The 21401-nt window shown below is 57.8% G+C and carries 20 protein-coding genes; 15 read left to right on the forward strand and 5 right to left on the reverse strand.

Annotated features, from left to right (window positions below; genetic code table 11):
* The first annotated feature begins 109 nt into the window (after nt 1–109).
* The gene (locus tag AC4ANK_RS07615; RefSeq protein WP_003378499.1) at nt 110–364 is read left to right on the forward strand and encodes an FAD assembly factor SdhE; all 255 of its coding nucleotides are present in this window, start codon (nt 110–112) and stop codon (nt 362–364) included.
* A complete protein-coding gene (locus AC4ANK_RS07620) occupies nt 348–812 on the forward strand; it encodes a protein YgfX (protein ID WP_002554914.1) in 465 nt (154 codons plus the stop codon). Before AC4ANK_RS07615 ends, AC4ANK_RS07620 begins: the two co-directional genes overlap by 17 nt.
* On the opposite strand, the gene nadB is transcribed toward AC4ANK_RS07620, so the two are convergent.
* Complete coding sequence (nadB, locus tag AC4ANK_RS07625; protein WP_002554913.1) at nt 781–2397, reverse strand: L-aspartate oxidase; 1617 nt, start codon at nt 2395–2397, stop codon at nt 781–783. The two genes, AC4ANK_RS07620 and nadB, sit on opposite strands and share 32 nt — an antisense overlap.
* A 497-nt stretch (nt 2398–2894) precedes the next feature.
* Between nadB and rpoE the strand changes: the two genes are divergently transcribed.
* The 11 genes from rpoE (at nt 2895) to pdxJ (ending at nt 13242) form a co-directional block, all read left to right on the forward strand.
* A complete protein-coding gene (rpoE, locus tag AC4ANK_RS07630) occupies nt 2895–3476 on the forward strand; it encodes an RNA polymerase sigma factor RpoE/AlgU (RefSeq protein WP_002554912.1) in 582 nt (193 codons plus the stop codon).
* Between the two features lie 33 nt (nt 3477–3509).
* Nucleotides 3510–4100, forward strand: coding sequence for an anti sigma-E factor RseA C-terminal domain-containing protein (locus AC4ANK_RS07635; protein WP_002554911.1), 591 nt, complete (start codon nt 3510–3512; stop codon nt 4098–4100).
* A gap of 8 nt (nt 4101–4108) precedes the next feature.
* On the forward strand, nt 4109–5068 hold the full coding sequence (locus AC4ANK_RS07640; protein ID WP_460383238.1) for a MucB/RseB C-terminal domain-containing protein: 960 nt from the start codon (nt 4109–4111) through the stop codon (nt 5066–5068).
* A gap of 298 nt (nt 5069–5366) precedes the next feature.
* Nucleotides 5367–6791: a DegQ family serine endoprotease gene (locus AC4ANK_RS07645; protein ID WP_223216152.1), complete on the forward strand. Its 1425-nt coding sequence runs from the start codon at nt 5367–5369 to the stop codon at nt 6789–6791.
* Nucleotides 6792–6962: 171 nt separating this feature from the next.
* Complete coding sequence (gene lepA / locus AC4ANK_RS07650; RefSeq protein ID WP_010200891.1) at nt 6963–8759, forward strand: translation elongation factor 4; 1797 nt, start codon at nt 6963–6965, stop codon at nt 8757–8759.
* A 9-nt stretch (nt 8760–8768) separates the two neighbouring features.
* Nucleotides 8769–9623, forward strand: a complete 855-nt coding sequence (lepB, locus tag AC4ANK_RS07655) for a signal peptidase I (RefSeq protein ID WP_002554908.1) — start codon at nt 8769–8771, stop codon at nt 9621–9623.
* A gap of 116 nt (nt 9624–9739) precedes the next feature.
* Entirely contained in the window at nt 9740–10117 is a 378-nt protein-coding gene (locus tag AC4ANK_RS07660) for a DUF4845 domain-containing protein (protein ID WP_002554907.1), read from the forward strand.
* Nucleotides 10114–10803: a ribonuclease III gene (rnc, locus tag AC4ANK_RS07665; protein WP_002554906.1), complete on the forward strand. Its 690-nt coding sequence runs from the start codon at nt 10114–10116 to the stop codon at nt 10801–10803. Before AC4ANK_RS07660 ends, rnc begins: the two co-directional genes overlap by 4 nt.
* The gene (gene era, locus AC4ANK_RS07670) at nt 10796–11698 is read left to right on the forward strand and encodes a GTPase Era (RefSeq protein WP_002554905.1); all 903 of its coding nucleotides are present in this window, start codon (nt 10796–10798) and stop codon (nt 11696–11698) included. The genes rnc and era overlap by 8 nt, the downstream gene beginning before the upstream one ends.
* Before the next feature lie 60 nt (nt 11699–11758).
* Nucleotides 11759–12442: a DNA repair protein RecO gene (gene recO / locus AC4ANK_RS07675; protein WP_002554904.1), complete on the forward strand. Its 684-nt coding sequence runs from the start codon at nt 11759–11761 to the stop codon at nt 12440–12442.
* 59 nt (nt 12443–12501) lie between these two features.
* Nucleotides 12502–13242 carry a pyridoxine 5'-phosphate synthase gene (pdxJ, locus tag AC4ANK_RS07680; RefSeq protein WP_002554903.1) on the forward strand — a complete coding sequence of 247 codons (741 nt, stop codon included), beginning with the start codon at nt 12502–12504 and terminating at the stop codon, nt 13240–13242.
* An 8-nt stretch (nt 13243–13250) separates the two neighbouring features.
* Here pdxJ and cmoB read toward each other — a convergent pair whose 3' ends face one another.
* The 4 genes from cmoB to lon all read right to left on the reverse strand — a co-directional run bounded on the left by cmoB (nt 13251) and on the right by lon (nt 18191).
* On the reverse strand, nt 13251–14210 hold the full coding sequence (gene cmoB / locus AC4ANK_RS07685) for a tRNA 5-methoxyuridine(34)/uridine 5-oxyacetic acid(34) synthase CmoB (protein ID WP_002554902.1): 960 nt from the start codon (nt 14208–14210) through the stop codon (nt 13251–13253).
* The gene (gene cmoA, locus AC4ANK_RS07690; RefSeq protein WP_002554901.1) at nt 14207–14950 is read right to left on the reverse strand and encodes a carboxy-S-adenosyl-L-methionine synthase CmoA; all 744 of its coding nucleotides are present in this window, start codon (nt 14948–14950) and stop codon (nt 14207–14209) included. The genes cmoB and cmoA overlap by 4 nt, the downstream gene beginning before the upstream one ends.
* Nucleotides 14951–15050: 100 nt before the next feature.
* Nucleotides 15051–15443, reverse strand: a complete 393-nt coding sequence (locus AC4ANK_RS07695) for a protease inhibitor I42 family protein (protein WP_002554900.1) — start codon at nt 15441–15443, stop codon at nt 15051–15053.
* 330 nt (nt 15444–15773) lie between these two features.
* Nucleotides 15774–18191: an endopeptidase La gene (gene lon, locus AC4ANK_RS07700; RefSeq protein ID WP_002554899.1), complete on the reverse strand. Its 2418-nt coding sequence runs from the start codon at nt 18189–18191 to the stop codon at nt 15774–15776.
* 182 nt (nt 18192–18373) lie between these two features.
* On the opposite strand from lon, the gene AC4ANK_RS07705 reads away from it, so the two are divergent.
* Nucleotides 18374–19048, forward strand: a complete 675-nt coding sequence (locus AC4ANK_RS07705) for a methylamine utilization protein (protein ID WP_002554898.1) — start codon at nt 18374–18376, stop codon at nt 19046–19048.
* Nucleotides 19045–21399 (forward strand): bifunctional diguanylate cyclase/phosphodiesterase, encoded by a 2355-nt coding sequence (locus tag AC4ANK_RS07710; RefSeq protein ID WP_010215407.1) that lies wholly within the window; start codon nt 19045–19047, stop codon nt 21397–21399. Before AC4ANK_RS07705 ends, AC4ANK_RS07710 begins: the two co-directional genes overlap by 4 nt.
* Nucleotides 21400–21401: the final 2 nt, after the last annotated feature.

A 21401-nucleotide genomic window follows, 5' to 3' on the forward strand; every position in this document is an offset into this window, starting at 1 on the left:
CGAGTCGAGGTTATGCATACCGGGGTACGTGAAAACTGCTGCGACCATTGCAAGATTCGCGTGCCCGGCTCACGGCTGTATACTTGCCGCCTACTTTGAGGAGCGCTCCATGGTCGAAGACGTCGAACTCAACCGCCTTTACTGGCACAGCCGCCGTGGCATGCTTGAACTGGACGTGCTGCTGGTGCCGTTTGTCCGGGAGGTCTATCCGCATTTGAATGACGTGGACCGCGATCTGTATCGCCGTTTGCTCACTTGTGAAGATCAGGACATGTTCGGCTGGTTCATGCAGCGCGCCGAGTCCGAGGATGCTGAATTGCAACGTATGGTTCGCATGATTCTGGATCGTGTCCAGCCCAAGTGATCGATTTGAATGTCACTGGCAGGCCTCGCGCCTGCTATTGACGGCGTATCTCGCCGTTCAGCTGCTGGCGCTGATCGCGTTGTCCTGGCTGAACATCGCTTCGTTGGCGTTGGCACTGGGTGTGCTGTTCTGTCTGATGCATGCTGCCTGGACGTTGCCGCGCTCGATCCTGCTCAGTCATCCGGCAGCCTTCACTGCGCTGAAGCGCGATCATCAAGGCTGGCGATTGTGGAATCAACGCGACGGCTGGCAGCCCGTGCAGTTATGTCCGGACAGCCTCGCGTTACCGTTGGTCGTGATTCTGCGTTTTCGCCCGATTGTCGCAGGCCGGCCGGGCCGCTCGATAAAAAGCTGCTGCATCCCGCTTGATGCGCTCACGCCGGACACGCACCGGCGTCTGCGTGTGCGCCTGAAGTTCAGCCGACGTAAGTGGGCGGTACCAGAATAGTGTCCAGCGCCTCCGGCAACATGTCGGGATAGTCCAGCGTGTAATGCAGGCCACGGCTTTCCTTGCGCTGCATGGCCGAACAGATCATCAGTTCCGCCACCTGCGCCAGGTTGCGTAACTCGATCAGGTCACGGCTGACCTTGTAGTTGCTGTAGAACTCGTCGATCTCATCCAGCAACAAACGCACACGGTGCTGAGCGCGTTGCAGGCGCTTGTTGGTACGCACAATGCCGACGTAGTCCCACATGAATCGTCTCAGTTCATCCCAGTTGTGCGCGATGATCACGTCTTCGTCCGAATCAGTGACCTGGCTGGCGTCCCACGCCGGAAGGTCGGTGGGCATCTGTACGTCGGCCAGTTGCTGCTCGATGTCTGCCGCTGCCGAGCGTGCATACACGAAGCACTCCAGCAGTGAGTTGCTGGCCATGCGGTTGGCACCGTGCAGGCCGGTGAAGCTGGTCTCGCCGATGGCGTACAGGCCAGGCACGTCGGTGTGGCCCTTGCTGTCTACCATGACACCACCACAGGTGTAATGCGCCGCCGGGACCACCGGAATCGGCTGACGAGTGATGTCGATGGAGAATTCCAGGCAGCGCTCGTAGACGGTTGGAAAGTGGGTCTTGATGAAGGCTTCCGGTTTGTGGCTGATGTCCAGATAAACGCAGTCGATACCCAGTCGCTTCATTTCGTGGTCTATCGCACGGGCAACAATATCGCGAGGGGCCAGTTCTGCCCGTTCGTCGAACCGTGGCATAAAACGTTCGCCGCTGGGCAACTTGAGGTAAGCGCCTTCACCGCGAAGTGCTTCGGTGATCAGAAAACTCTTGGCCTGGGGGTGATACAGGCAGGTGGGGTGAAACTGGTTGAATTCCAGATTCGCCACCCGGCAACCGGAACGCCAGGCCATGGCGATGCCATCGCCGCAGGCACCGTCGGGGTTGCTGGTGTACAGATAAACCTTGGCAGCGCCACCTGACGCGAGGATGGTAAAGCGCGCGCCGTAGGTGTCCACTTCACCGCTGTTGCGATTGAGTACATAAGCGCCCAGGCAGCGCTGGCCTTCCAGCCCGAGACGGCGTTCGGTGATCAGGTCGATGGCGGCGCGCTGTTCGAGCAGTTCGATATTCGGCCGTTTACGGGCTTGTTCAAGCAGGGTACGAAAGATCGCTGCGCCTGTGGCATCGGCGGCGTGGATGATCCGCCTGTGGCTGTGACCGCCTTCGCGTGTCAGGTGGAATTCAAAGCCGCTTTCGTCGGTATCTGCGTCATCGCCCCGAGTGAAAGGCACGCCCTGATCGATCAGCCACTGAATGGCCTCGCGGCTGTGCTCGACGGTGAAACGCACTGCTTCTTCGTTGCAAAGGCCGCCGCCGGCATTCAGCGTGTCTTCAACATGAGACTGCACGGTATCGGTGTCATCCAGTACTGCTGCCACACCGCCCTGGGCCCAGAATGTCGAGCCATTGGCCAGATCGCCTTTGCTCAGCACTGCGATGCTCAGGTGTCCGGGAAGCGTCAGTGCCAGGCTCAATCCGGCAGCGCCACTGCCAATTACCAGTACGTCATGCTGAAAATGTTGACTCATCTACGAATTCTGCCCTTGGCGACCACTAGTATAAGTATTGGGGTAACGGCACAATAGCCACGCCTACATGGCAATGTGAGACCACAGCGGGTATGGATTGTGCTCCAGTCCCGGATGTCATGCATATTGTTTTCCCTGTTATCTGTTACTGGAAATGCTCCAGTGCACTGATTTCAAAGAGCTTTGTGCAGTCTGCGGCTCACGCCTGTGATTGTGCCAATGGAACTTTTTGCCAGGATCCATGCTCAATAGCAGGTTGCCTACACAGGAACAGCGTCGTTTTCGCAGGGTTAGATAAGTGATCATCAGCTGCGAAACCGGCGACAAGACTATTCACGCAGCCGACCGTGTCGCGCTGCGTTTTTCGTGCAGGCTTTACGATGGCCCGCAGGAAACTTGCTTGAAGGGGGAGAACTTTTGCGAAAAGCCCGAGTCTATGTTTGCGAGCCTGAACAATGTCAGTTGCAGCACTCCTTCATGCTTAACGAGGAGTGTTCATGCTAACCCAGGAAGAGGATCAGCAGCTTGTCGAGCGCGTACAGCGTGGCGATACGCGAGCATTTGATCTGTTGGTGCTGAAGTATCAGCACAAAATTCTAGGGTTGATCGTGCGATTCGTGCACGACACCCATGAGGCTCAGGACGTTGCACAGGAAGCCTTTATCAAGGCTTACCGTGCTCTCGGAAACTTTCGCGGTGACAGTGCTTTTTATACCTGGCTGTATCGCATCGCCATTAACACGGCGAAAAACTATTTGGTGTCGCGAGGTCGGCGTCCACCGGATAGCGATGTAAGGTCTGAAGACGCGGAGTTCTACGACGGCGATCATGGCCTCAAGGACATCGAGTCGCCGGAACGTGCATTGTTGAGAGATGAGATCGAGGGCACCGTCCATCGGACCATCCAGCTTCTCCCGGAAGATTTACGTACGGCGCTAACTTTACGTGAATTCGATGGTCTGAGTTATGAAGACATTGCGAGCGTCATGCAGTGTCCTGTTGGTACCGTGCGCTCTCGGATCTTCCGCGCTCGGGAAGCCATCGATAAAGCCCTGCAGCCGTTGTTGCAGGAATCCTGAGACAGCGGCGATAGCCCAAGAGAGGAACCCGCCATGAGTCGTGAAGCCCTGCAGGAATCGCTGTCCGCGGTACTGGATAACGAAGCGGACGAACTGGAATTACGTCGGGTATTGAATGCCATTGACGATGCCGATACTCGCGCTACCTGGTCGCGTTACCAAGTTGCTCGTGCAGCTATGCACGAAGAGCTGCTGATCCCGCATCTGGATATTTCGGCTGCTGTATCTGCCGCGATCGCCGATGAAGTCAGCCCGCTCAAAGCAGCACGTGGACCTTGGCGCACGCTGGGTCGTCTGGCTGTTGCAGCGTCGGTTACCGTAGCCGTTCTGGCCGGTGTCCGCCTGTACAACCAGGACGATATCGCCGGTGCACAACTGGCACAGCAGACCCAACAGCCTGCCAACCTGACTGTTCCACAAGTGAAAGGCCCTGCCGTACTGGCTGGCTACACTGAAAGTACCGAGCAGGCGCCTGGCCCTATGGCCAACGGCGTGTTGCAGGGTGCTGGTCAAGGTGATCAACGTCTGCCTGGCTACCTGCGTCAGCACGCCCAGGAAGCAGCGTTGAAAGGTACTGAAAGCGCGCTGCCTTACGCACGTGCTGCGAGTCTGGAAAACCGTTAAGGAGGATCATGCGAGCCGTCCCTCTACTGCCATTACTGCTTGGTGGATGGCTTGCCCTCCCGGTACAGGCTGATGATGCGCAAGACGCAATCAATCGTCTTGCCAAGGTTGATCAGCAGCAGAGCTATCAAGGCACCTTTGTATACGAACGCAATGGTAGTTTTTCTACCCATCGAATCTGGCACCGCATAGCGGATGGGCATGTTCAGGAGCGTTTGTTGCAGCTTGATGGCTCTGCTCAGGAAGTTCTGCGTGTTGACGGGCTTACACAGTGCGTCAGCGGCACGCTTGAAGCGGGTGTGGCCAATCCGGCCGACTCATCTGCCCGCGCATTCGATGTCAAAAGACTTTCCGCCTGGTACGACATAAAAATTGTCGGAAAATCCAGAGTGGCCGGTCGTCAGGCAACTATCGTTGCGCTGTCCCCCAAGGACCAGCATCGATACGGCCTTGAACTTCACCTGGATAACGAAACCGGTCTTGTGCTCAAGTCGCTTCTGTTGAGCGAGAAGGGGCAACTGCTCGAACGTTTCCAGTTTACCGATCTCGATACCGCCGGCGTTCTGTCCGAGCAAATGCTCAACACTAGCGTCGACTGCAAGCCCGTGTCTGTGTTGAAAGCCAAGCCTGAGCCGTCCATAAGTTCTGTGGCATGGCATTCTGATTGGCTGCCGCCTGGTTTCGAAGTCAGCAGCAGTGGTGTGCGCAAGGACTCCTCCACGCAATCCTCCGTTACCCATCTGATGTATGGCGACGGTCTGGCGCGTTTTTCAGTGTTCATCGAGGCAGTGAAAGGCGGCGCATCTTCGGATATTCGCACACAGCTAGGCCCGACAGTGGCGGTCTCGCGTCGTCTCACAACACTGCAGGGCGACATGATGGTGACGGTCGTCGGAGAAATACCGATGGGCACCGCCGAGCGTATAGCCTTGTCGATGCGTAACGACGAATCTCCAGCCAAAAAATAAACATTTGAAGTCACGAATTCCAGGATGTAAAAATTTTCATCCTGGGTTTCAAGAGTCGCCAGGGCGCATTCAACCTGGCCTGGGCGCAGGTACTGAAATGTTTGGTGAGGTTTGCACGTTGCAAAAACTCTGGTTTTTTTCTATAGGTCAAAGCCTCGCAGCTTTGGCCTTTTGTCGTTTCCAGAGGCCATGTCGCTGATCCAGAGATGAGCATCGCTGCTTGAGGTCTTTGAGTCAGTTGCTTGTACTGCTTAATTTTTTGCTCGTTACCAACGGGAGCTATATGTCGATACCACGCATGAAGTCCTACTTTTCACTGATTGCCGCTGTGCTCATGCTCGGCCAGGTTGCTACGGCTCAAGCCGAGAACCTGCCGGATTTTACCGGGCTGGTCGAGCAGGCCTCGCCAGCAGTGGTGAATATCAGTACGCGCCAGAAACTGCCTGATCGCGCCATAGCCAATCAGCAGATGCCTGACCTGGAAGGCTTGCCGCCCATGCTGCGCGAATTTCTCGAGCGCAGCATGCCGCCAGGGTCGCGTCCGCCGGGAGCCGGCAAGGGTGATCGTCAGCGCGAAGCCCAGTCACTGGGCTCGGGCTTTATCATTTCCCCCGATGGTTACATTCTGACCAATAATCATGTGATCGACGGTGCCGACGAGATTCTTGTGCGCCTTTCTGATCGCAGCGAGTTGAAAGCCAAGCTGATCGGTACCGACTCGCGCACCGACGTTGCGGTTCTGAAAATTGACGGCAAGGACCTCCCTACAGCGAAACTGGGCAACTCCAACACGCTCAAGGTGGGTGAGTGGGTGCTGGCGATCGGCTCGCCATTCGGCTTCGATCACTCCGTGACCAAAGGCATTGTCAGCGCCAAGGGTCGTAGTCTGCCAAACGACACATATGTGCCGTTCATTCAGACGGACGTTGCCATCAACCCGGGTAATTCGGGTGGCCCGCTGTTCAACATGGCGGGTGAGGTAGTCGGGATCAACTCGCAGATATTTACCCGCTCCGGTGGTTTCATGGGGTTGTCGTTCGCGATTCCGATTGACGTCGCCATGGATGTGGCCAACCAGCTCAAGGCCAGCGGCAAAGTCAGCCGTGGCTGGCTGGGTGTGGTTATTCAGGAAGTGAACAAGGACCTTGCCGAATCGTTTGGTCTGGACAAGCCTGCCGGTGCGCTGGTTGCTCAGGTGCTTGAAGATGGCCCGGCTGCCAAGGGTGGCCTGCAGGTCGGTGACGTGATTCTGAGTGCCAACGGCCAGCCAATCATCATGTCGGCTGACCTGCCGCACTTGATAGGCAACCTCAAAGACGGTAGCAAAGCCGAACTAGAAGTGATTCGCGACGGCAAGCGTCAGAAGCTGACGGTCACTGTTGGCGCGCTGCCTGACGAAGGTCAGGAAATGGGCGATGTTGCTGGCACGGGCGCCGAACGCAGCAGCAACCGTCTGGGCGTGTCGGTGATCGAACTGACTGCCGAGCAGAAGAAATCCCTGGACCTCAAGGGCGGTGTGGCCATCAAGGAAGTCACAGGTGGTCCGGCTTCGCTGATTGGCCTGCAGCCGGGTGATGTGATCACTCATCTGAACAACCAGGCGATTACGTCCAGTAAGCAGTTCACTGAGGTGGCGAAAAGCCTGCCCAAGGATCGCTCTGTTTCGATGCGTGTTCTGCGTCAGGGCCGTGCGACGTTCATCACCTTCAAGCTGTCCGAGTAACAGGGCGGTTTGACCGGGAAGGGTGGCTGCGGCCACCCTTTTTTGTACCTGTTTGTTTACCTTGCGCCTATCCGGGTACCTGTAAGCGTGACGCCTCTTGCTTAGTTCAGGTACAATTCCCGGCTATTTTTCGGCGGGCAATCTGCCTGCAACCTTTTTGAGTGTTGATCCGTGAGTGATTTGAGTCATATCCGCAATTTCTCCATCATCGCCCACATTGACCATGGCAAGTCGACGCTGGCCGACCGCTTCATTCAAATGTGCGGCGGCCTGTCCGAGCGCGAAATGGAAGCCCAGGTGCTCGACTCCATGGATCTTGAGCGCGAGCGCGGGATCACCATCAAGGCCCATAGCGTTACCCTGTATTACAAGGCCAAAGACGGTATCACCTACCAGTTGAACTTCATTGACACCCCGGGGCACGTCGACTTCACCTATGAAGTCAGCCGTTCGTTGGCCGCGTGCGAAGGTGCGTTGCTGGTGGTCGATGCAGGGCAGGGCGTCGAGGCTCAATCGGTCGCCAACTGCTACACCGCCATCGAGCAGGGCCTAGAGGTCATGCCGGTATTGAACAAGATGGACTTGCCGCAGGCCGATCCGGACCGCGTCAAGGAAGAGATCGAGAAGATCATCGGTATCGACGCCACCGATGCCGTGGCGTGCAGCGCCAAGAGCGGTATGGGCGTGGACGAGGTCCTCGAGCGTCTGGTAGCAACCATTCCCGCACCGACCGGCAACATCGAAGATCCGCTGCAAGCGTTGATCATCGATTCCTGGTTCGACAATTACCTGGGCGTCGTGTCTCTGGTGCGCGTGCGCCACGGTCGCGTCAAGAAAGGCGACAAGATCCTCGTCAAGTCCACCGGCAAGCTGCATCTGGTCGACAGCGTTGGGGTGTTCAACCCCAAGCACACGGCAACCGTTGATCTGAAAGCCGGCGAAGTGGGCTTTATCATTGCCGGTATCAAGGACATTCACGGAGCGCCGGTTGGTGACACCCTGACCCTGAGCACCACGCCCGATGTAGACGTGCTGCCCGGCTTCAAGCGTATCCAGCCTCAGGTATACGCCGGCCTTTTCCCGGTCAGCTCCGACGATTTCGAAGACTTCCGTGAAGCCCTGCAAAAACTGACGCTGAATGACTCTTCGCTGCAATACCTGCCTGAAAGCTCCGATGCACTGGGCTTCGGCTTCCGTTGTGGCTTCCTCGGCATGCTCCACATGGAGATCATCCAGGAGCGTCTTGAGCGTGAATACAATCTCGACCTGATCACCACTGCGCCAACCGTAATCTTCGAGCTGTTGCTGAAGACCGGCGAAACAATTTATGTCGATAACCCGTCCAAACTGCCTGACCTGTCGTCCATCGAAGACATGCGCGAGCCTATCGTTCGCGCAAATATTCTTGTGCCGCAGGAGCACCTGGGCAACGTCATTACGTTGTGCATCGAAAAACGTGGCGTACAGCACGACATGCTGTTCCTCGGCACCCAGGTTCAGGTGAGCTACGATTTGCCGATGAACGAAGTGGTTCTGGACTTCTTCGATCGTCTCAAGTCTGTCAGCCGCGGTTATGCTTCGCTGGATTATCATTTTGATCGTTACCAGTCGGCCAACCTGGTCAAGCTCGACGTTCTGATCAACGCCGAGAAGGTCGATGCCCTGGCATTGATCGTTCACCGCGACAACGCTCATTACAAAGGGCGTGCGTTGACCGAGAAGATGAAAGAGCTGATCCCTCGACAAATGTTCGACGTGGCAATTCAGGCCGCCATTGGCGGTCAGATCGTGGCCCGGACAACCGTCAAGGCGCTTAGAAAGAACGTACTGGCCAAATGCTACGGCGGCGACGTCAGCCGCAAGCGTAAATTGCTGGAGAAGCAAAAGGCCGGTAAGAAACGCATGAAGCAGGTCGGTAACGTGGAAATTCCACAGGAAGCCTTCCTCGCAGTGCTCAGGTTGGAATAGTCAGGTCCTATGTCACTAAATTTTCCGCTGTTGTTGGTCATCGCTGTGTTCGTCTGTGGCGTGCTTGCACTGATTGATCTGGTCATCCTGGCGCCTCGTCGCCGGGCTGCCATTTCGAACTATCAGGGAAGCGTCGGCGAACCTGACATTGCTGTCGTAGAGCGCTTGAACAAAGAGCCTTTGCTGGTTGAGTACGGCAAATCGTTCTTTCCGGTGTTGTTTATCGTGCTGGTGCTTCGTTCGTTTCTGGTAGAGCCGTTCCAGATTCCTTCGGGCTCCATGAAGCCGACGCTGGATGTGGGTGATTTCATTCTGGTCAACAAGTTCGCGTATGGCATCCGCCTGCCGGTACTGGATCAGAAGGTCATCCAGCTCGGTGATCCGCAGCGTGGCGATGTGATGGTGTTCCGCTACCCAAGCGACCCAAGCGTCAACTACATCAAGCGTGTCGTCGGTCTGCCGGGTGATCGCATTCGCTATACCAGCGACAAGCGGTTGTTCATCAACGGTGAGCTGGTTGCCAAGAAACTGATCGGCACCGAGCCCGGTACACTGGGCAGTGCAGAACTGTACGAAGAACAACTGGGCGCAGTCGAACATCAGATCCGTCAGGAAATGAGCCGATACCGCGCGCCGCCTGACAGTGAATGGACAGTGCCTGCTGCGCACTACTTCATGATGGGCGACAACCGCGACAACTCGAATGACAGCCGTTACTGGGATGATCCCAATATTCCCAAGGACGAACTGGGCATGGTCCCGGACAAGAACATCGTAGGCAAGGCGTTCGCCGTCTGGATGAGCTGGCCGGAACCGAAATTGAGCCACTTCCCTAATTTTGCACGCGTAGGGTTGATCAAGTAATCGATGCGGCGCTGCCTGGAGCAGCGCCGTATGTCATTTGGGCTGACTGGAAACGCCTCTGAACCCTGAGTCGACCCGGTCGGGCAGGCAGTGAACTCTCGAGGTTGAAGTCGAACATGACGTTCTCTACTTCTCAAAAAGGTTTTTCGCTAGTGGGATGGCTGTTGGTGCTGGCGCTTGTCGCGTTCGCGACGAGCACGGCCTTCAAGCTGGTCCCGCATTACCTCGACTACATGACGATGAAGAAAATCATCGAAACGGTCGACACCAATCAGGCCCTGGACATTACCACGGTCGACGATTTCTACGGTTATGTCGGTAAGAACATGCAGGTCAACAGCATTCGGGATATAGATTTGAACAAGGCGTTGAAAGTGACGGTGGAGAACAATGCGTTCAAAGCTCATTTGAACTATGAGCAGCGTGAACCGTGGTTCCAGAACATCGATCTGGTGATGAAGTTCGACAAGCAATTCAGTGTGGGTAAACCGTGAGCGTATCCTTGAGCCGCCTTGAGCGTCAGCTCGGCTATACCTTCAAGGATCAGGAACTGATGGTCCTGGCCCTGACCCATCGCAGTTTTGCCGGTCGCAACAACGAGCGTCTGGAATTTCTCGGTGATGCCATTCTCAACTTCGTGGCGGGTGAGGCGTTGTTCGAACGCTTCCCTCAGGCCCGCGAAGGCCAGCTGTCGCGCTTGCGTGCGCGCCTGGTGAAGGGTGAAACCCTTGCGTTGCTGGCCCGTGGTTTCGATCTGGGCGAGTACCTTCGCCTGGGTTCCGGCGAGCTGAAAAGCGGTGGTTTCCGTCGCGAGTCGATTCTCGCCGACGCCCTTGAAGCGCTGATCGGGGCGATCTATCTGGACGCTGGCATGGAGGCTGCGCGCGAGCGCGTTCTGGCCTGGCTGACAACCGAGTTCGACAGCCTGACGCTGGTAGACACCAACAAGGACCCCAAGACCCGACTGCAGGAATTTCTCCAGTCGCGGGCCTGCGAACTGCCGCGTTACGAGGTGGTGGATATCCAGGGTGAACCGCATTGCCGGACGTTTTTCGTCGAATGCGAGATCAACCTATTGAATGAAAAAAGCCGAGGACAGGGTGTCAGCCGCCGGATTGCCGAACAGGTAGCCGCAGCAGCAGCACTTATTGCCCTGGGCGTGGAGAACGGTCATGAATGATACAACCGCAACACGCTGTGGCTATGTTGCCATTGTCGGCCGTCCCAACGTAGGCAAGTCCACGCTGCTCAACCATATTCTGGGTCAAAAGCTGGCGATCACCTCGCGCAAGCCGCAGACCACGCGTCACAACATGCTCGGGATCAAGACCGAGGGTGCCGTGCAGGCGATCTATGTCGACACTCCCGGCATGCACAAGAATGGCGAGAAAGCGCTCAACCGCTACATGAACAAGACTGCTTCGGCTGCGTTGAAAGACGTCGACGTGGTGATCTTCGTCGTGGATCGCACCCGCTGGACCGACGAAGACCAGATGGTTCTGGAGCGTGTTCAGTACGTGCAAGGCCCGGTCATTCTGGCGATCAACAAAACCGATCGCATTGAAGACAAGAGCGATCTGATGCCGCACCTGGAGTGGCTGCAAGGCCAACTGCCGAATGCGTCCATCGTGCCTATCTCCGCGCAGCATGGCCACAACCTGGAAGCGCTGGAAAGCCTGATTGCCTCGCACCTGCCCGAGAATGATCACTTCTTCCCGGAAGATCAGATCACTGATCGCAGCAGCCGCTTTCTGGCTGCCGAGCTGGTTCGCGAGAAGATCATGCGTCAGTTGGGTGCCGAGCTTCCATACCAGATCACCGTCGAGATCGAAGAGTTCAAGCAGCAGGGCCGCACCCTGCATATCCATGCGCTGATTCTTGTCGAGCGTGACGGGCAGAAGAGAATCATTATTGGCGACAAGGGCGACCGTATCAAGCGCATCGGCAGTGATGCGCGTCGCGACATGGAGCTGCTGTTCGACTCCAAAGTCATGCTTAACCTGTGGGTCAAGGTCAAAGGTGGCTGGTCCGATGACGAGCGCGCCCTTCGCTCGCTCGGCTACGGCGACCTCTAAGCTGCCCTTTCGCCTGACCCGTCTGCGGTTGGGCGAACACTTCTCTTTCGAGCCAGCCTGATGAGCGCGCCCACCGGCCAACCTGCTTATGTGCTCCACAGCCGTGCGTATCGCGAAAACAGCGCGCTGGTCGATTTCCTCACGCCCCAAGGGCGGCTACGTGCCGTGCTGCGCAGTGCCAAAGGCAAGGCAGGCTCGCTGGCGCGTCCGTTCGTGCCCCTTGAAGTCGAGTTTCGAGGGCGTGGCGAACTAAAGAATGTCGGCCGCATGGAAAGCGCAGGCGTTGCTACCTGGATGACCGGCGAGGCGCTGTTCAGCGGCATGTACCTCAACGAACTGCTGATTCGCCTGTTGCCTGCCGAAGATCCGCATCCAGCTGTATTCGAACATTACGCCGCCACATTGCTGGCCCTCGCACTGGGCCGTCCGCTGGAACCGTTGCTGCGTTCGTTCGAATGGCGGTTGCTGGATGATCTGGGCTACGGCTTTGCCATGGACGCCGACATCAACGGCGAGCCGCTGGCAATTGATGGCATGTACCGCCTGCAAGTGGATGCCGGGCTTGAGCGTGTTTACCTGCTTCAGCCCGGCCTGTTTCAAGGCGCAGAATTGCTGGCCATGTCCGAGGCGGACTGGAGCGTCCCCGGTGCGTTGTCTGCTGCCAAGCGTCTGATGCGTCAGGCGCTGGCTGTGCATCTGGGCGGCCGCCCACTTGTCAGTCGTGAACTGTTTCGCAAGCCTTGATCAGGCTTTATTCTCTACAGCCTGCTTCGACCAGCTCGCCCATTTTTCTGGAGACAACCGTGACCCAAAGCACTCGCATCCTTCTCGGCGTGAACATCGACCATGTAGCCACCTTGCGTCAGGCCCGTGGCACGCGCTACCCGGACCCGGTCAAGGCTGCCCTGGACGCCGAAGAGGCAGGTGCCGACGGCATCACCGTTCACCTGCGTGAAGACCGTCGGCATATTCAGGAGCGCGACGTCCTGCTGCTCAAGGACGTGCTGCAGACTCGCATGAACTTCGAGATGGGCGTGACCGAGGAAATGCTCGCATTTGCCGAGCGCATTCGTCCTGCGCATATCTGCCTGGTGCCGGAGACACGTCAGGAGCTGACTACCGAAGGCGGGCTGGACGTCGCGGGCCAGGAAGCGCGGATCAAGGCAGCGGTCGAGCGGCTGGCGAAAATCGGCTGCGAGGTCTCGTTGTTTATCGACGCCGATGAGCGCCAGATCGCCGCTTCAAAGCGCGTCGGTGCGCCAGCCATTGAACTGCATACCGGTCGCTATGCCGATGCTCAGACCCCGACTGAAGTCGCCGAAGAACTGCAGCGGGTCGCCGACGGCGTAGCATTTGGTCTCGCCCAGGGCCTGATCGTCAACGCCGGTCACGGCCTGCATTATCACAACGTCGAAGCGGTCGCAGCGATCAAGGGCATCAACGAACTGAACATCGGCCACGCGCTGGTGGCTCATGCTCTGTTCGTCGGCTTCAAGTCGGCAGTGGCCGAGATGAAAGCGTTGATCGTGGCGGCGGCCAGATAACTAATCCCTCAGGGCTTGCGCCCCACAATCACAGCGCGCATCGGCGCAGGCAAGCCTTCGACGGTCTTGCTGTGATCGGCAGGGTCCAGATAGTCGCTCAGTGACTGGAAGCGCATCCATTCGGTGCTGCGCTGTTCCTCGATCGTCGTATGGCTGACGTCGACGCAGCGCACATCGGTGAAGCCTGCGCGGCGCATCCACAGCTCCAGCGCGGGGACCGACGGCAGGAACCAGACGTTGCGCATCTGTGCGTAACGGTCTTCCGGCACCAGCACCTGATGAACATCGCCCGGCACTACCAGAGTTTCCATCACCAGCTCGCCGCCTTTTACCAGGCAATCTTTCAACGCCAGCAAATGATCTATGGGCGATTTGCGGTGATACAGAACACCCATTGAGAACACCGTATCGAAGCCTTCCAGGTTGGCTGGCAAGTCCTCAAGTGCGAAGGGCAGATGCCAGGCAGGAAGGTCAGGCAGGTAGCGCTGCATGGCCTGAAACTGGCAGAAGAACAGCCAGTTGGGGTCAACACCAATCACGCTGTCAGCCCCGGCACCGAGCATGCGCCACTGGTAATAGCCGTTGCCGCAACCAACATCCAGAACCCGTTTGCCCTTCAGGTCCAGATGCGGCGATACCCGTGACCACTTCCAGTCCGAGCGCCATTCGGTGTCGATATGTACGCCGAACACATTGAACGGCCCTTTGCGCCAAGGCGACAGGCCTAATAACGCCTTGCGCAGCACGGTTCGGGTTTCGCCGTTGCACTCGGCTTGCAGGGTAAAGCTATCGAGCAGATCGATTCGCTCGGGTTGCAGGTCTGGAAGCGCATCCAGCGCACTTTGCCAGCGCTGCAAGTCACCATGACCCTTGGCCATTTTCGTATCAAGCTGGGCTTGCAAGCCGTTTGCCCAATCAGCCAGAGGGGTTCCCGCCAGACGGCGGACAAGAGGAGCGAGATCAATCATGGCAGGGCAATCAACGAGGTGAAGTTAAGGCATTGAAACCAGGGCACCACCTTGGAAAAACCGGCGGCGAGCAGACGTTGGCGATGTTCTTCCAGGCTGTCGGGCTTCATCACGTTTTCGATGGCACTGCGCTTCTGGGCAATTTCCAGATCGCTGTAGCCGTTGGCGCGCTTGAAAGCGATGTGCAGATCCGTCAGCAGCGCATGCTCCTGTTCGTCATCAAAACGCAGTTTCTCCGAAAGGATCAACGCGCCGCCTGGCACCAGCGCATCACGAATGCGCCCGAGCAATGTCAGGCGCTGCTCGGGGGCGATGAATTGCAGGGTGAAGTTAAGCGCGACCACCGACGCGGACTTGAACTCCAGCGCCAGAATGTCACCTTCGATGACCTGCACCGGCAACAGCTCCTGAAACATGGAGTTCTGCGCATTGAGGTACTCACGGCAGCGCTCGACCATCGCACTGGAGTTATCTATCGCAATGACTTCACAGCCTTCGCTGCGTACATGGCGACGCAAGGCTTGAGTCACGGCACCCAGCGAACTGCCAAGGTCGTAAAGTACGGTATCCGGCTGGGCGAACTGCGCGGCAAGTACGCCGAGGTTTTCGACAATCGTCGGATAGCCGGGCACCGAGCGTTTGATCATGTCCGGGAAGACCCGCACCACGTCTTCGTTGAAGGCGAAGTCAGGCACCTGGGCCAGTGGCTGGGCGAAAATGCGGTCGGTTTCTTTGCTCACGGCGGTTCCGGCGAAGGCTTTGAAAAGCGGGCATTCTAGCCAAGTTGTCGCCGTGATGCATGGTGCAGCGCGTGCCTTCGGACAAGCCGCGGGCAAACGGTCAGTTCACCGTGATTGCGCATTCGAAAGTCTGCTCCGGCGCCACTTCCGGAGCCCACGGCTGCTGGTAGGTCATCACCAGTCGCCCGGTCCCTGCGTCGGTTGCCTTGTAGCGCCAGACTGACTGCCCGCCGCTGCCGACCATCTCCTTGCTCTCGGCGTTGGCATACACCTCCGGCCCGAGGCTGCGCAGGATGTTCTGCGCCGGGTTTTGGGTCAGCCAGCGAAAGCCGGTTGTCGGGTTGCTGGGCAGGGTGAGGATCAGCGTCTGTCCGCTCTGGAGCGTCAGTGGGCAGTCGTTTTCAGCCTCGATGGACACGATGTTTTTCGGTGTTTGCGCACACGCCGTCAGCAGCGCAAGGCTCAACGGTGCAAGGAAGCGGGCAGGGGTCATGGCAAGTTCCGGTTTTGCGAGACGAGACGCAAGGATAACCGATCAGGGTTTTAGGGGGGAGTACGGCAGGTATACCGCTCAGGATCGGAATCAGTTGATCAGATCAGATAGTCAAAGCCGTGGGAGCGGGCTTGTCCGCGAAAGAGCCACTATGATCGCCGAAAATACGTCGTCTGAAGCATCCTCTTTGCGGACAAGTCCGCTCCCACGCCCTGCGGGCAGAAGCCCCATTGTGGGTCAGATCATTCAGCGTTAAACACACGTCCGCTTTTGATTCTGCCCGAAGGGCGCGGGAGCGAGTCAGTGTGAGACGTGCCCCCGCATCAATCTTTAAAACAACACCTTCACCACATCTGCAAAGCGTTTGGCAAAGTGAACGGTGATGCCTTCCTTGAGATAGTCCGGCAGTTCTTCGAAGTTGCCACGGTTAGGTTCCGGAAGGATCAGTTCGTGAATCTTCTGACGTCGCGCGGCAATGACTTTCTCGCGCACCCCGCCGATAGGCAATACGTGCCCCGTCAGCGTCAGTTCGCCGGTCATGGCCACGCCTTTTTTCGGCGGCTGGTTACGCGCCAGGGACAGCAGGGCACTGGCCATGGTAACGCCCGCGCTAGGGCCATCTTTCGGGGTTGCACCTTCGGGAACGTGTACGTGTACAAACGCCTCATCGAAGAACTTCGCGTCGCCGCCAAACTTCGACAGGTTGGCGCTGACGTAGCTGTAGGCAATTTCAGCCGACTCTTTCATGACATCGCCCAGTTGCCCGGTCAGTTTGAAGCCGCGATTCAGGGTGTGAATGCGCGTTGCTTCAATCGGTAACGTCGCGCCGCCCATACTGGTCCAGGCCAGGCCTGTGATCACACCGGTGCCCGACAGCACCTGTTCGCTGCGAAACACCGGCATGCCCAATGACGCTTCAAGGTCTTTCGGGCCGATCTTGATCACCGAGTCAGGCGTATCCAGCAGTTTGACCACCGCTTTGCGCACCAGCTTGCCCAGTTGTTTTTCCAGATGCCGCACACCGGCTTCGCGAGCGTAGCCTTCGATGACGGCGCGCAGGGCGCTGTCGCTGATGCTCAGCTTGCTTTTGGCAACACCGGCTTTCTCCAATTGCTTTGGCCACAGGTGGCGTTTGGCAATCGCAAGCTTCTCTTCAGTGATATAGCCGGACAGGCGAATCACTTCCATGCGGTCAAGGAGCGGGCCGGGGATTGAGTCCAGGGTGTTGGCGGTGCACACGAACAGGACTTTGGAAAGGTCCAGACGCAGGTCCAGGTAGTGATCGAGGAATTCGACGTTCTGTTCCGGGTCCAGGGTTTCCAGCAGCGCAGACGCCGGGTCGCCCTGGTAGCTTTGGCCCATCTTGTCGATTTCATCGAGCATGATGACCGGGTTCATGACTTCTACATCCTTCAGCGCCTGCACCAGCTTGCCTGGCTGGGCGCCGATGTAGGTACGGCGGTGGCCCTTGATTTCGGCCTCGTCGCGCATGCCGCCCACGCTCAGTCGATAGAATGGTCGCCCCAGCGACTCGGCAATCGAGCGCCCGACGCTGGTCTTGCCGACACCCGGTGGGCCCACCAGCAGGACGATCGAGCCGCTGATCTCGCCTTTATAGGCACCCACTGCAAGAAACTCGAGAATGCGCGCCTTGATGTCATCCAGGCCGGCATGGTGTTGATCGAGCACTTTACGAGCGTGCTTGAGGTCCAGCTTGTCTTCGCCGTAGACACCCCACGGCAACGAACTGGTCCAGTCCAGATAATTACGTGTCACGGCGTATTCCGGCGAGCCGGTTTCCAGCACCTTGAGCTTGCCTATTTCTTCGTCGAACTTCTTGCGCGCCTGCGGTGGCAGGGTCTTGCCTTCCAGTCGCTGTTCGAACTGTTCGATGTCGGCACTACGGTCGTCCTTGCTCAGCCCCAGCTCCTGCTGAATAACCTTGAGCTGCTCCTTGAGGAAGAACTGACGCTGATGCTCGCCGATCTTGCGATTGACCTCGGCAGAAATTTCCTTCTGCAGGCGGGCGACCTCGACTTCCTTGCGCAGCATCGGCAGGACTTTCTCCATGCGCCTGAGCATCGGCACGCAGTCGAGTACCTCTTGCAGCTCGACGCCGGTGGCCGAGGTAAGGGCCGCGGCGAAGTCGGTGAGCGGCGAAGGATCATTGGGGCTGAAGCGGTTGAGGTAATTCTTCAGCTCTTCGCTGTACAGCGGGTTGAGCGGCAGCAGCTCTTTGATCGCGTTGATCAAAGCCATGCCGTAAGCCTTCACCTCGTCGGTCGGATCGTTGGGTTGCTGCGGGTATTCAACTTCCACCAGATACGGTGGGCGGTAATGCTTGAGCCAGGTACGAATGCGCACACGGCTCAAGCCTTGCGCCACAAACTGCAACCGGCCATTTTCGCGGCTGGCGTGGTGAACCTTGACCAGAGTGCCGTACTCGGGAAGCGCATCGGTCTTGAAGTGGCGCGGGTCTTCCTGAGGAGTGTCCATAAAGAACAACGCCAGCGAATGGTGCTCGGACTTGCTGACCAGTTCCAGCGTTTCGGCCCACGGTTCTTCATTGACGATAACCGGCAAGACCTGCGCCGGAAAGAACGGACGGTTGTGGATCGGGATGATGTAAACCTTGTCGGGCAGGTTCTGGCCGGGCAAGGCAAGCGAGGTGCTGTCGGAACTCAGAGACACGTTGTGCTCGTCTGCGTCATCGGGCAAATCTGGCGAGTCTGTCTGCTGGTCGCTCATGGGGCACCTGAGAAGTTGAACATGCTTCTTAGATGGGGCAGCAGCCCTCAGGTTTCAATAGTCTTGGTCGATAGTCTGTAAAGCGTGTGCAAAACTGTCATTTATTAGTTGTTGGTCCAGTCCGTGCTGGCCAGCGCTGGCTTATTTCATTTACGGCGCTGCCGTTATGGGTTGAATCAGGTATGACCAACGTATTTATTTCGGCATTACTGGCTGGACTATGGATGGCATCGGCTGCTAATGCATCGGCTTCTGCCTTTACCGCACAGGTATTCGACAAGCAGGGCAAGCCCCTTGCAGATGCAGTCGTGACGCTCAAAGGCCCGGCTGATCCGTCGCCCGCTGTGCTCAAGGCTGCCATGGACCAGCGCGACCAGGAGTTTGCACCCCATGTGCTGGCTGTACATACCGGCACGCAGGTCAAGTTTCCCAACAGCGACAACATCCGCCATCAGGTTTATTCCTTTTCCCCGGCCAAGCGTTTCGAGTTGCGACTTTACGAAGGCACCCCCTCGGAACCGCTGTTGTTCGACAAGCCTGGTGTGGTAGTGCTGGGCTGCAACATCCATGACTGGATGGTCGGCTACATCTATGTCACGGACGAACCCTGGTTCGGCGTGACGGACAGCAATGGCCTGCTCAAACTCGATCAGGTGCCAGCCGGACACTACGCTGCCACGCTCTGGCATCCGCAAATTGAAGACATGCAGCCTGTATCGGGCGGTGAATTCGATGTGCCCGCATCGGGCCTCACCCAGCGTTTCAACCTCGCGGTCGAAGTGAAGGCCGAGGATAAACCCGGCAAGCCGGCCCCCGGCGGTTTCGGCGACGCTTTTCACAAGGCCGCACATGAATGAAATTTAGAGCCAGCTTTCAGGCACGCATTGCCGGGGTTCTGATTGTCCTGTTGCTGATTGTCGTGAGTGCGGTCTATCTCGCCGTCAAGGTTGCGACCGACGACGCGGTGCGCACTCAGGCCCAGGCGCAGCTGGAAGTGGGTAGCCGTGTGTTCGAGCGGCTGATTGATCTGCGCGGCAAGCGTCTGCGTGACGCCGTGCAACTGTTGGCGGCCGACTTCGGGTTTCGTGATGCTGTAGCGAGTGCCGATTCATCGACCATTCGATCGGTACTGCTCAATCATGGCAAACGCATCAACGCCAGCGATATGTTCCTGCTGGGCATGGATGGCGTGGTGGTTGCCAGTACCGAGACAGCGGTGCCGGAGGGGTCCAGGTTTGTCTATGACCAGGCGTTGCGCAACGCCAAGCTTGCCGGTCAGTCAGTGCTTATTATTCCGGGTGGCGGAATACCTCATTTGCTGGTGGAAAGTACCGTGCTTGCGCCGTTGCCGATAGGCCGCGTAGTGATGGGCTTCACCATCGACAGTGGCATTGCCGAAGAGCTGCGTTCTCTCAGTGGGCTGGAAGTGTCGTTTCTCACGGTGGAAAACGGCCAGTCCGGGGAACTGATCAGCACCCAGCCGAAAGCCTTGTACGCTGGTCTGATCGAGCTGATGCGCAGTTCCTCTGAAGGGCAGATGCTGCTGACCGAGCAAGCGAACCTCAACTTTCTCAGTCAAACGCTGATGCTGGCCAAAAGCAGCAATGGCGACGACGGACAAGTGATCGCGCTGTTGCAGAGCCCGCTGGACAAGGCTTATCAAGCGTTTGCACCGCTGAATGAAAAGATTTTCTGGATTTCCATGATCGCATTGCTGGCGTCGCTGCTTGGTACGCTGGCGCTGGCCCGCAGCGTGTCGCTGCCGGTGCAGGAGTTGGCTATTGCGGCCAAACGTATTGGCGATGGCGACTATAAAACGCCGGTAACCCTGGTGCGCAGTGACGAATTGGGCATGCTCGCCGACGCGATCAACACCATGCAACAGGGTATCGCCGTGCGCGAAGGCCAGTTGGCTCACAACGCTCTGCACGACAACCTGACCGGCCTGCCCAATCGAGCGTTGGTGATGGAACGTCTTGGCAGTTTGATTGCGGCAAATCGCACGGTCGCCTTGCTGTACCTAGGCATCGAGAACCTGGCCACGATCAACGAAAGTGCGGGTGCCGAAGGCGTTGAGCAACTGTTACGCCAGTTGGGGCAGCGTTTGCAGGGCAATTTGCGGTCTGGCGACACGGTGGCACGGCTGAGTGCCAACGAGTTCTTGCTGTTGCTGGACAACACTGCCAGTGACGGCGCGGTGGGCATGGCCGACGCCGTGCAGCGCTTGCTCAGCGAGCCGCAACGTATCGACAACCATGATCTGATGCTTGAGTGCTGCATAGGCATCACGGTTTATCCGGAACACGGTGATTCGGCTCAGGAACTGGTCAACCGTGCGGCGATTGCACGCAAGGACGCAGCGTTCATTCCCGGTCGCCTGCAGATCTACCAGGACGGACGTGACCTCGCTCACCAGCGTCAGATATGTCTGATCCGCGACCTGCGCAAGGCTCCGCAGAATGGCGAACTGATGCTCCATTACCAACCCAAACTGGATATCCGTCAGGGCTATGTTCGTCAGGCCGAAGCCCTGCTGCGCTGGACTCACCCGCGCTTTGGCAATGTTTCGCCAGCCGAATTCATTGTGCTCGCCGAGCGCACCGGCAGTATCAACCTGCTGACCAACTGGGTTATCGAAGAGGCAATGCGTCAGTTGGCCGAATGGCGCCAGCGCGGTCTGGTGCTGCAGGTATCGGTCAACATTTCCGCCGACGACCTGCTGGGCGACGATCTGGCCGGTTATGTCATGAAACTGCTCAAGCAATACGCGGTGCCTGCCGAACAACTGGTATTCGAGATAACCGAGAGCGCGGTCATGAGCGAGCCGGAGAAAGCCCTGGTGGTTCTGCATCGTCTACGCGACTGCGGTATCAGCCTGTCGGTCGATGACTTCGGCACCGGTTACTCGTCACTGGCCCACTTGAAGCGTCTGCCAGTGCAGGAGTTGAAAATCGACCAGTCTTTCGTGCGCAACCTGGATGAAACCAGCGAAGACGCGGTGATCGTGCGGTCGACCATCGAAATGAGCCATAACCTCGGACTCAAGGTGGTGGCAGAGGGTGTCGAGTACCAACACAGTCTGGACCTGCTCCGGCGTTGGCATTGCGATACGGCCCAGGGTTACCTGATCAGTCGGCCGCTGACGGCGTCAGCATTCGAGGCATGGATTGCTACGTATCAGGCATCACCCAGTCTTATGGTGAATTAATC

The sequence above is a fragment of the Pseudomonas sp. Pmew2 genome (genome assembly GCF_058129885.1).

Excerpts from the sequence above, each read along its gene's own strand:
- AC4ANK_RS07615 (WP_003378499.1), top strand. The coding sequence starts at position 110 with ATGGTCGAAGACGTCGAACTCAACCGCCTTTACTGGCACAGCCGCCGT.
- nadB (WP_002554913.1), bottom strand. The coding sequence starts at position 2,397 with ATGAGTCAACATTTTCAGCATGACGTACTGGTAATTGGCAGTGGCGCT.
- rpoE (WP_002554912.1), top strand. The coding sequence starts at position 2,895 with ATGCTAACCCAGGAAGAGGATCAGCAGCTTGTCGAGCGCGTACAGCGT.
- AC4ANK_RS07635 (WP_002554911.1), top strand. The coding sequence starts at position 3,510 with ATGAGTCGTGAAGCCCTGCAGGAATCGCTGTCCGCGGTACTGGATAAC.
- AC4ANK_RS07640 (WP_460383238.1), top strand. The coding sequence starts at position 4,109 with ATGCGAGCCGTCCCTCTACTGCCATTACTGCTTGGTGGATGGCTTGCC.
- AC4ANK_RS07645 (WP_223216152.1), top strand. The coding sequence starts at position 5,367 with ATGAAGTCCTACTTTTCACTGATTGCCGCTGTGCTCATGCTCGGCCAG.
- lepB (WP_002554908.1), top strand. The coding sequence starts at position 8,769 with ATGTCACTAAATTTTCCGCTGTTGTTGGTCATCGCTGTGTTCGTCTGT.
- AC4ANK_RS07660 (WP_002554907.1), top strand. The coding sequence starts at position 9,740 with ATGACGTTCTCTACTTCTCAAAAAGGTTTTTCGCTAGTGGGATGGCTG.
- era (WP_002554905.1), top strand. The coding sequence starts at position 10,796 with ATGAATGATACAACCGCAACACGCTGTGGCTATGTTGCCATTGTCGGC.
- recO (WP_002554904.1), top strand. The coding sequence starts at position 11,759 with ATGAGCGCGCCCACCGGCCAACCTGCTTATGTGCTCCACAGCCGTGCG.
- cmoB (WP_002554902.1), bottom strand. The coding sequence starts at position 14,210 with ATGATTGATCTCGCTCCTCTTGTCCGCCGTCTGGCGGGAACCCCTCTG.
- AC4ANK_RS07695 (WP_002554900.1), bottom strand. The coding sequence starts at position 15,443 with ATGACCCCTGCCCGCTTCCTTGCACCGTTGAGCCTTGCGCTGCTGACG.
- lon (WP_002554899.1), bottom strand. The coding sequence starts at position 18,191 with ATGAGCGACCAGCAGACAGACTCGCCAGATTTGCCCGATGACGCAGAC.
- AC4ANK_RS07705 (WP_002554898.1), top strand. The coding sequence starts at position 18,374 with ATGACCAACGTATTTATTTCGGCATTACTGGCTGGACTATGGATGGCA.
- AC4ANK_RS07710 (WP_010215407.1), top strand. The coding sequence starts at position 19,045 with ATGAAATTTAGAGCCAGCTTTCAGGCACGCATTGCCGGGGTTCTGATT.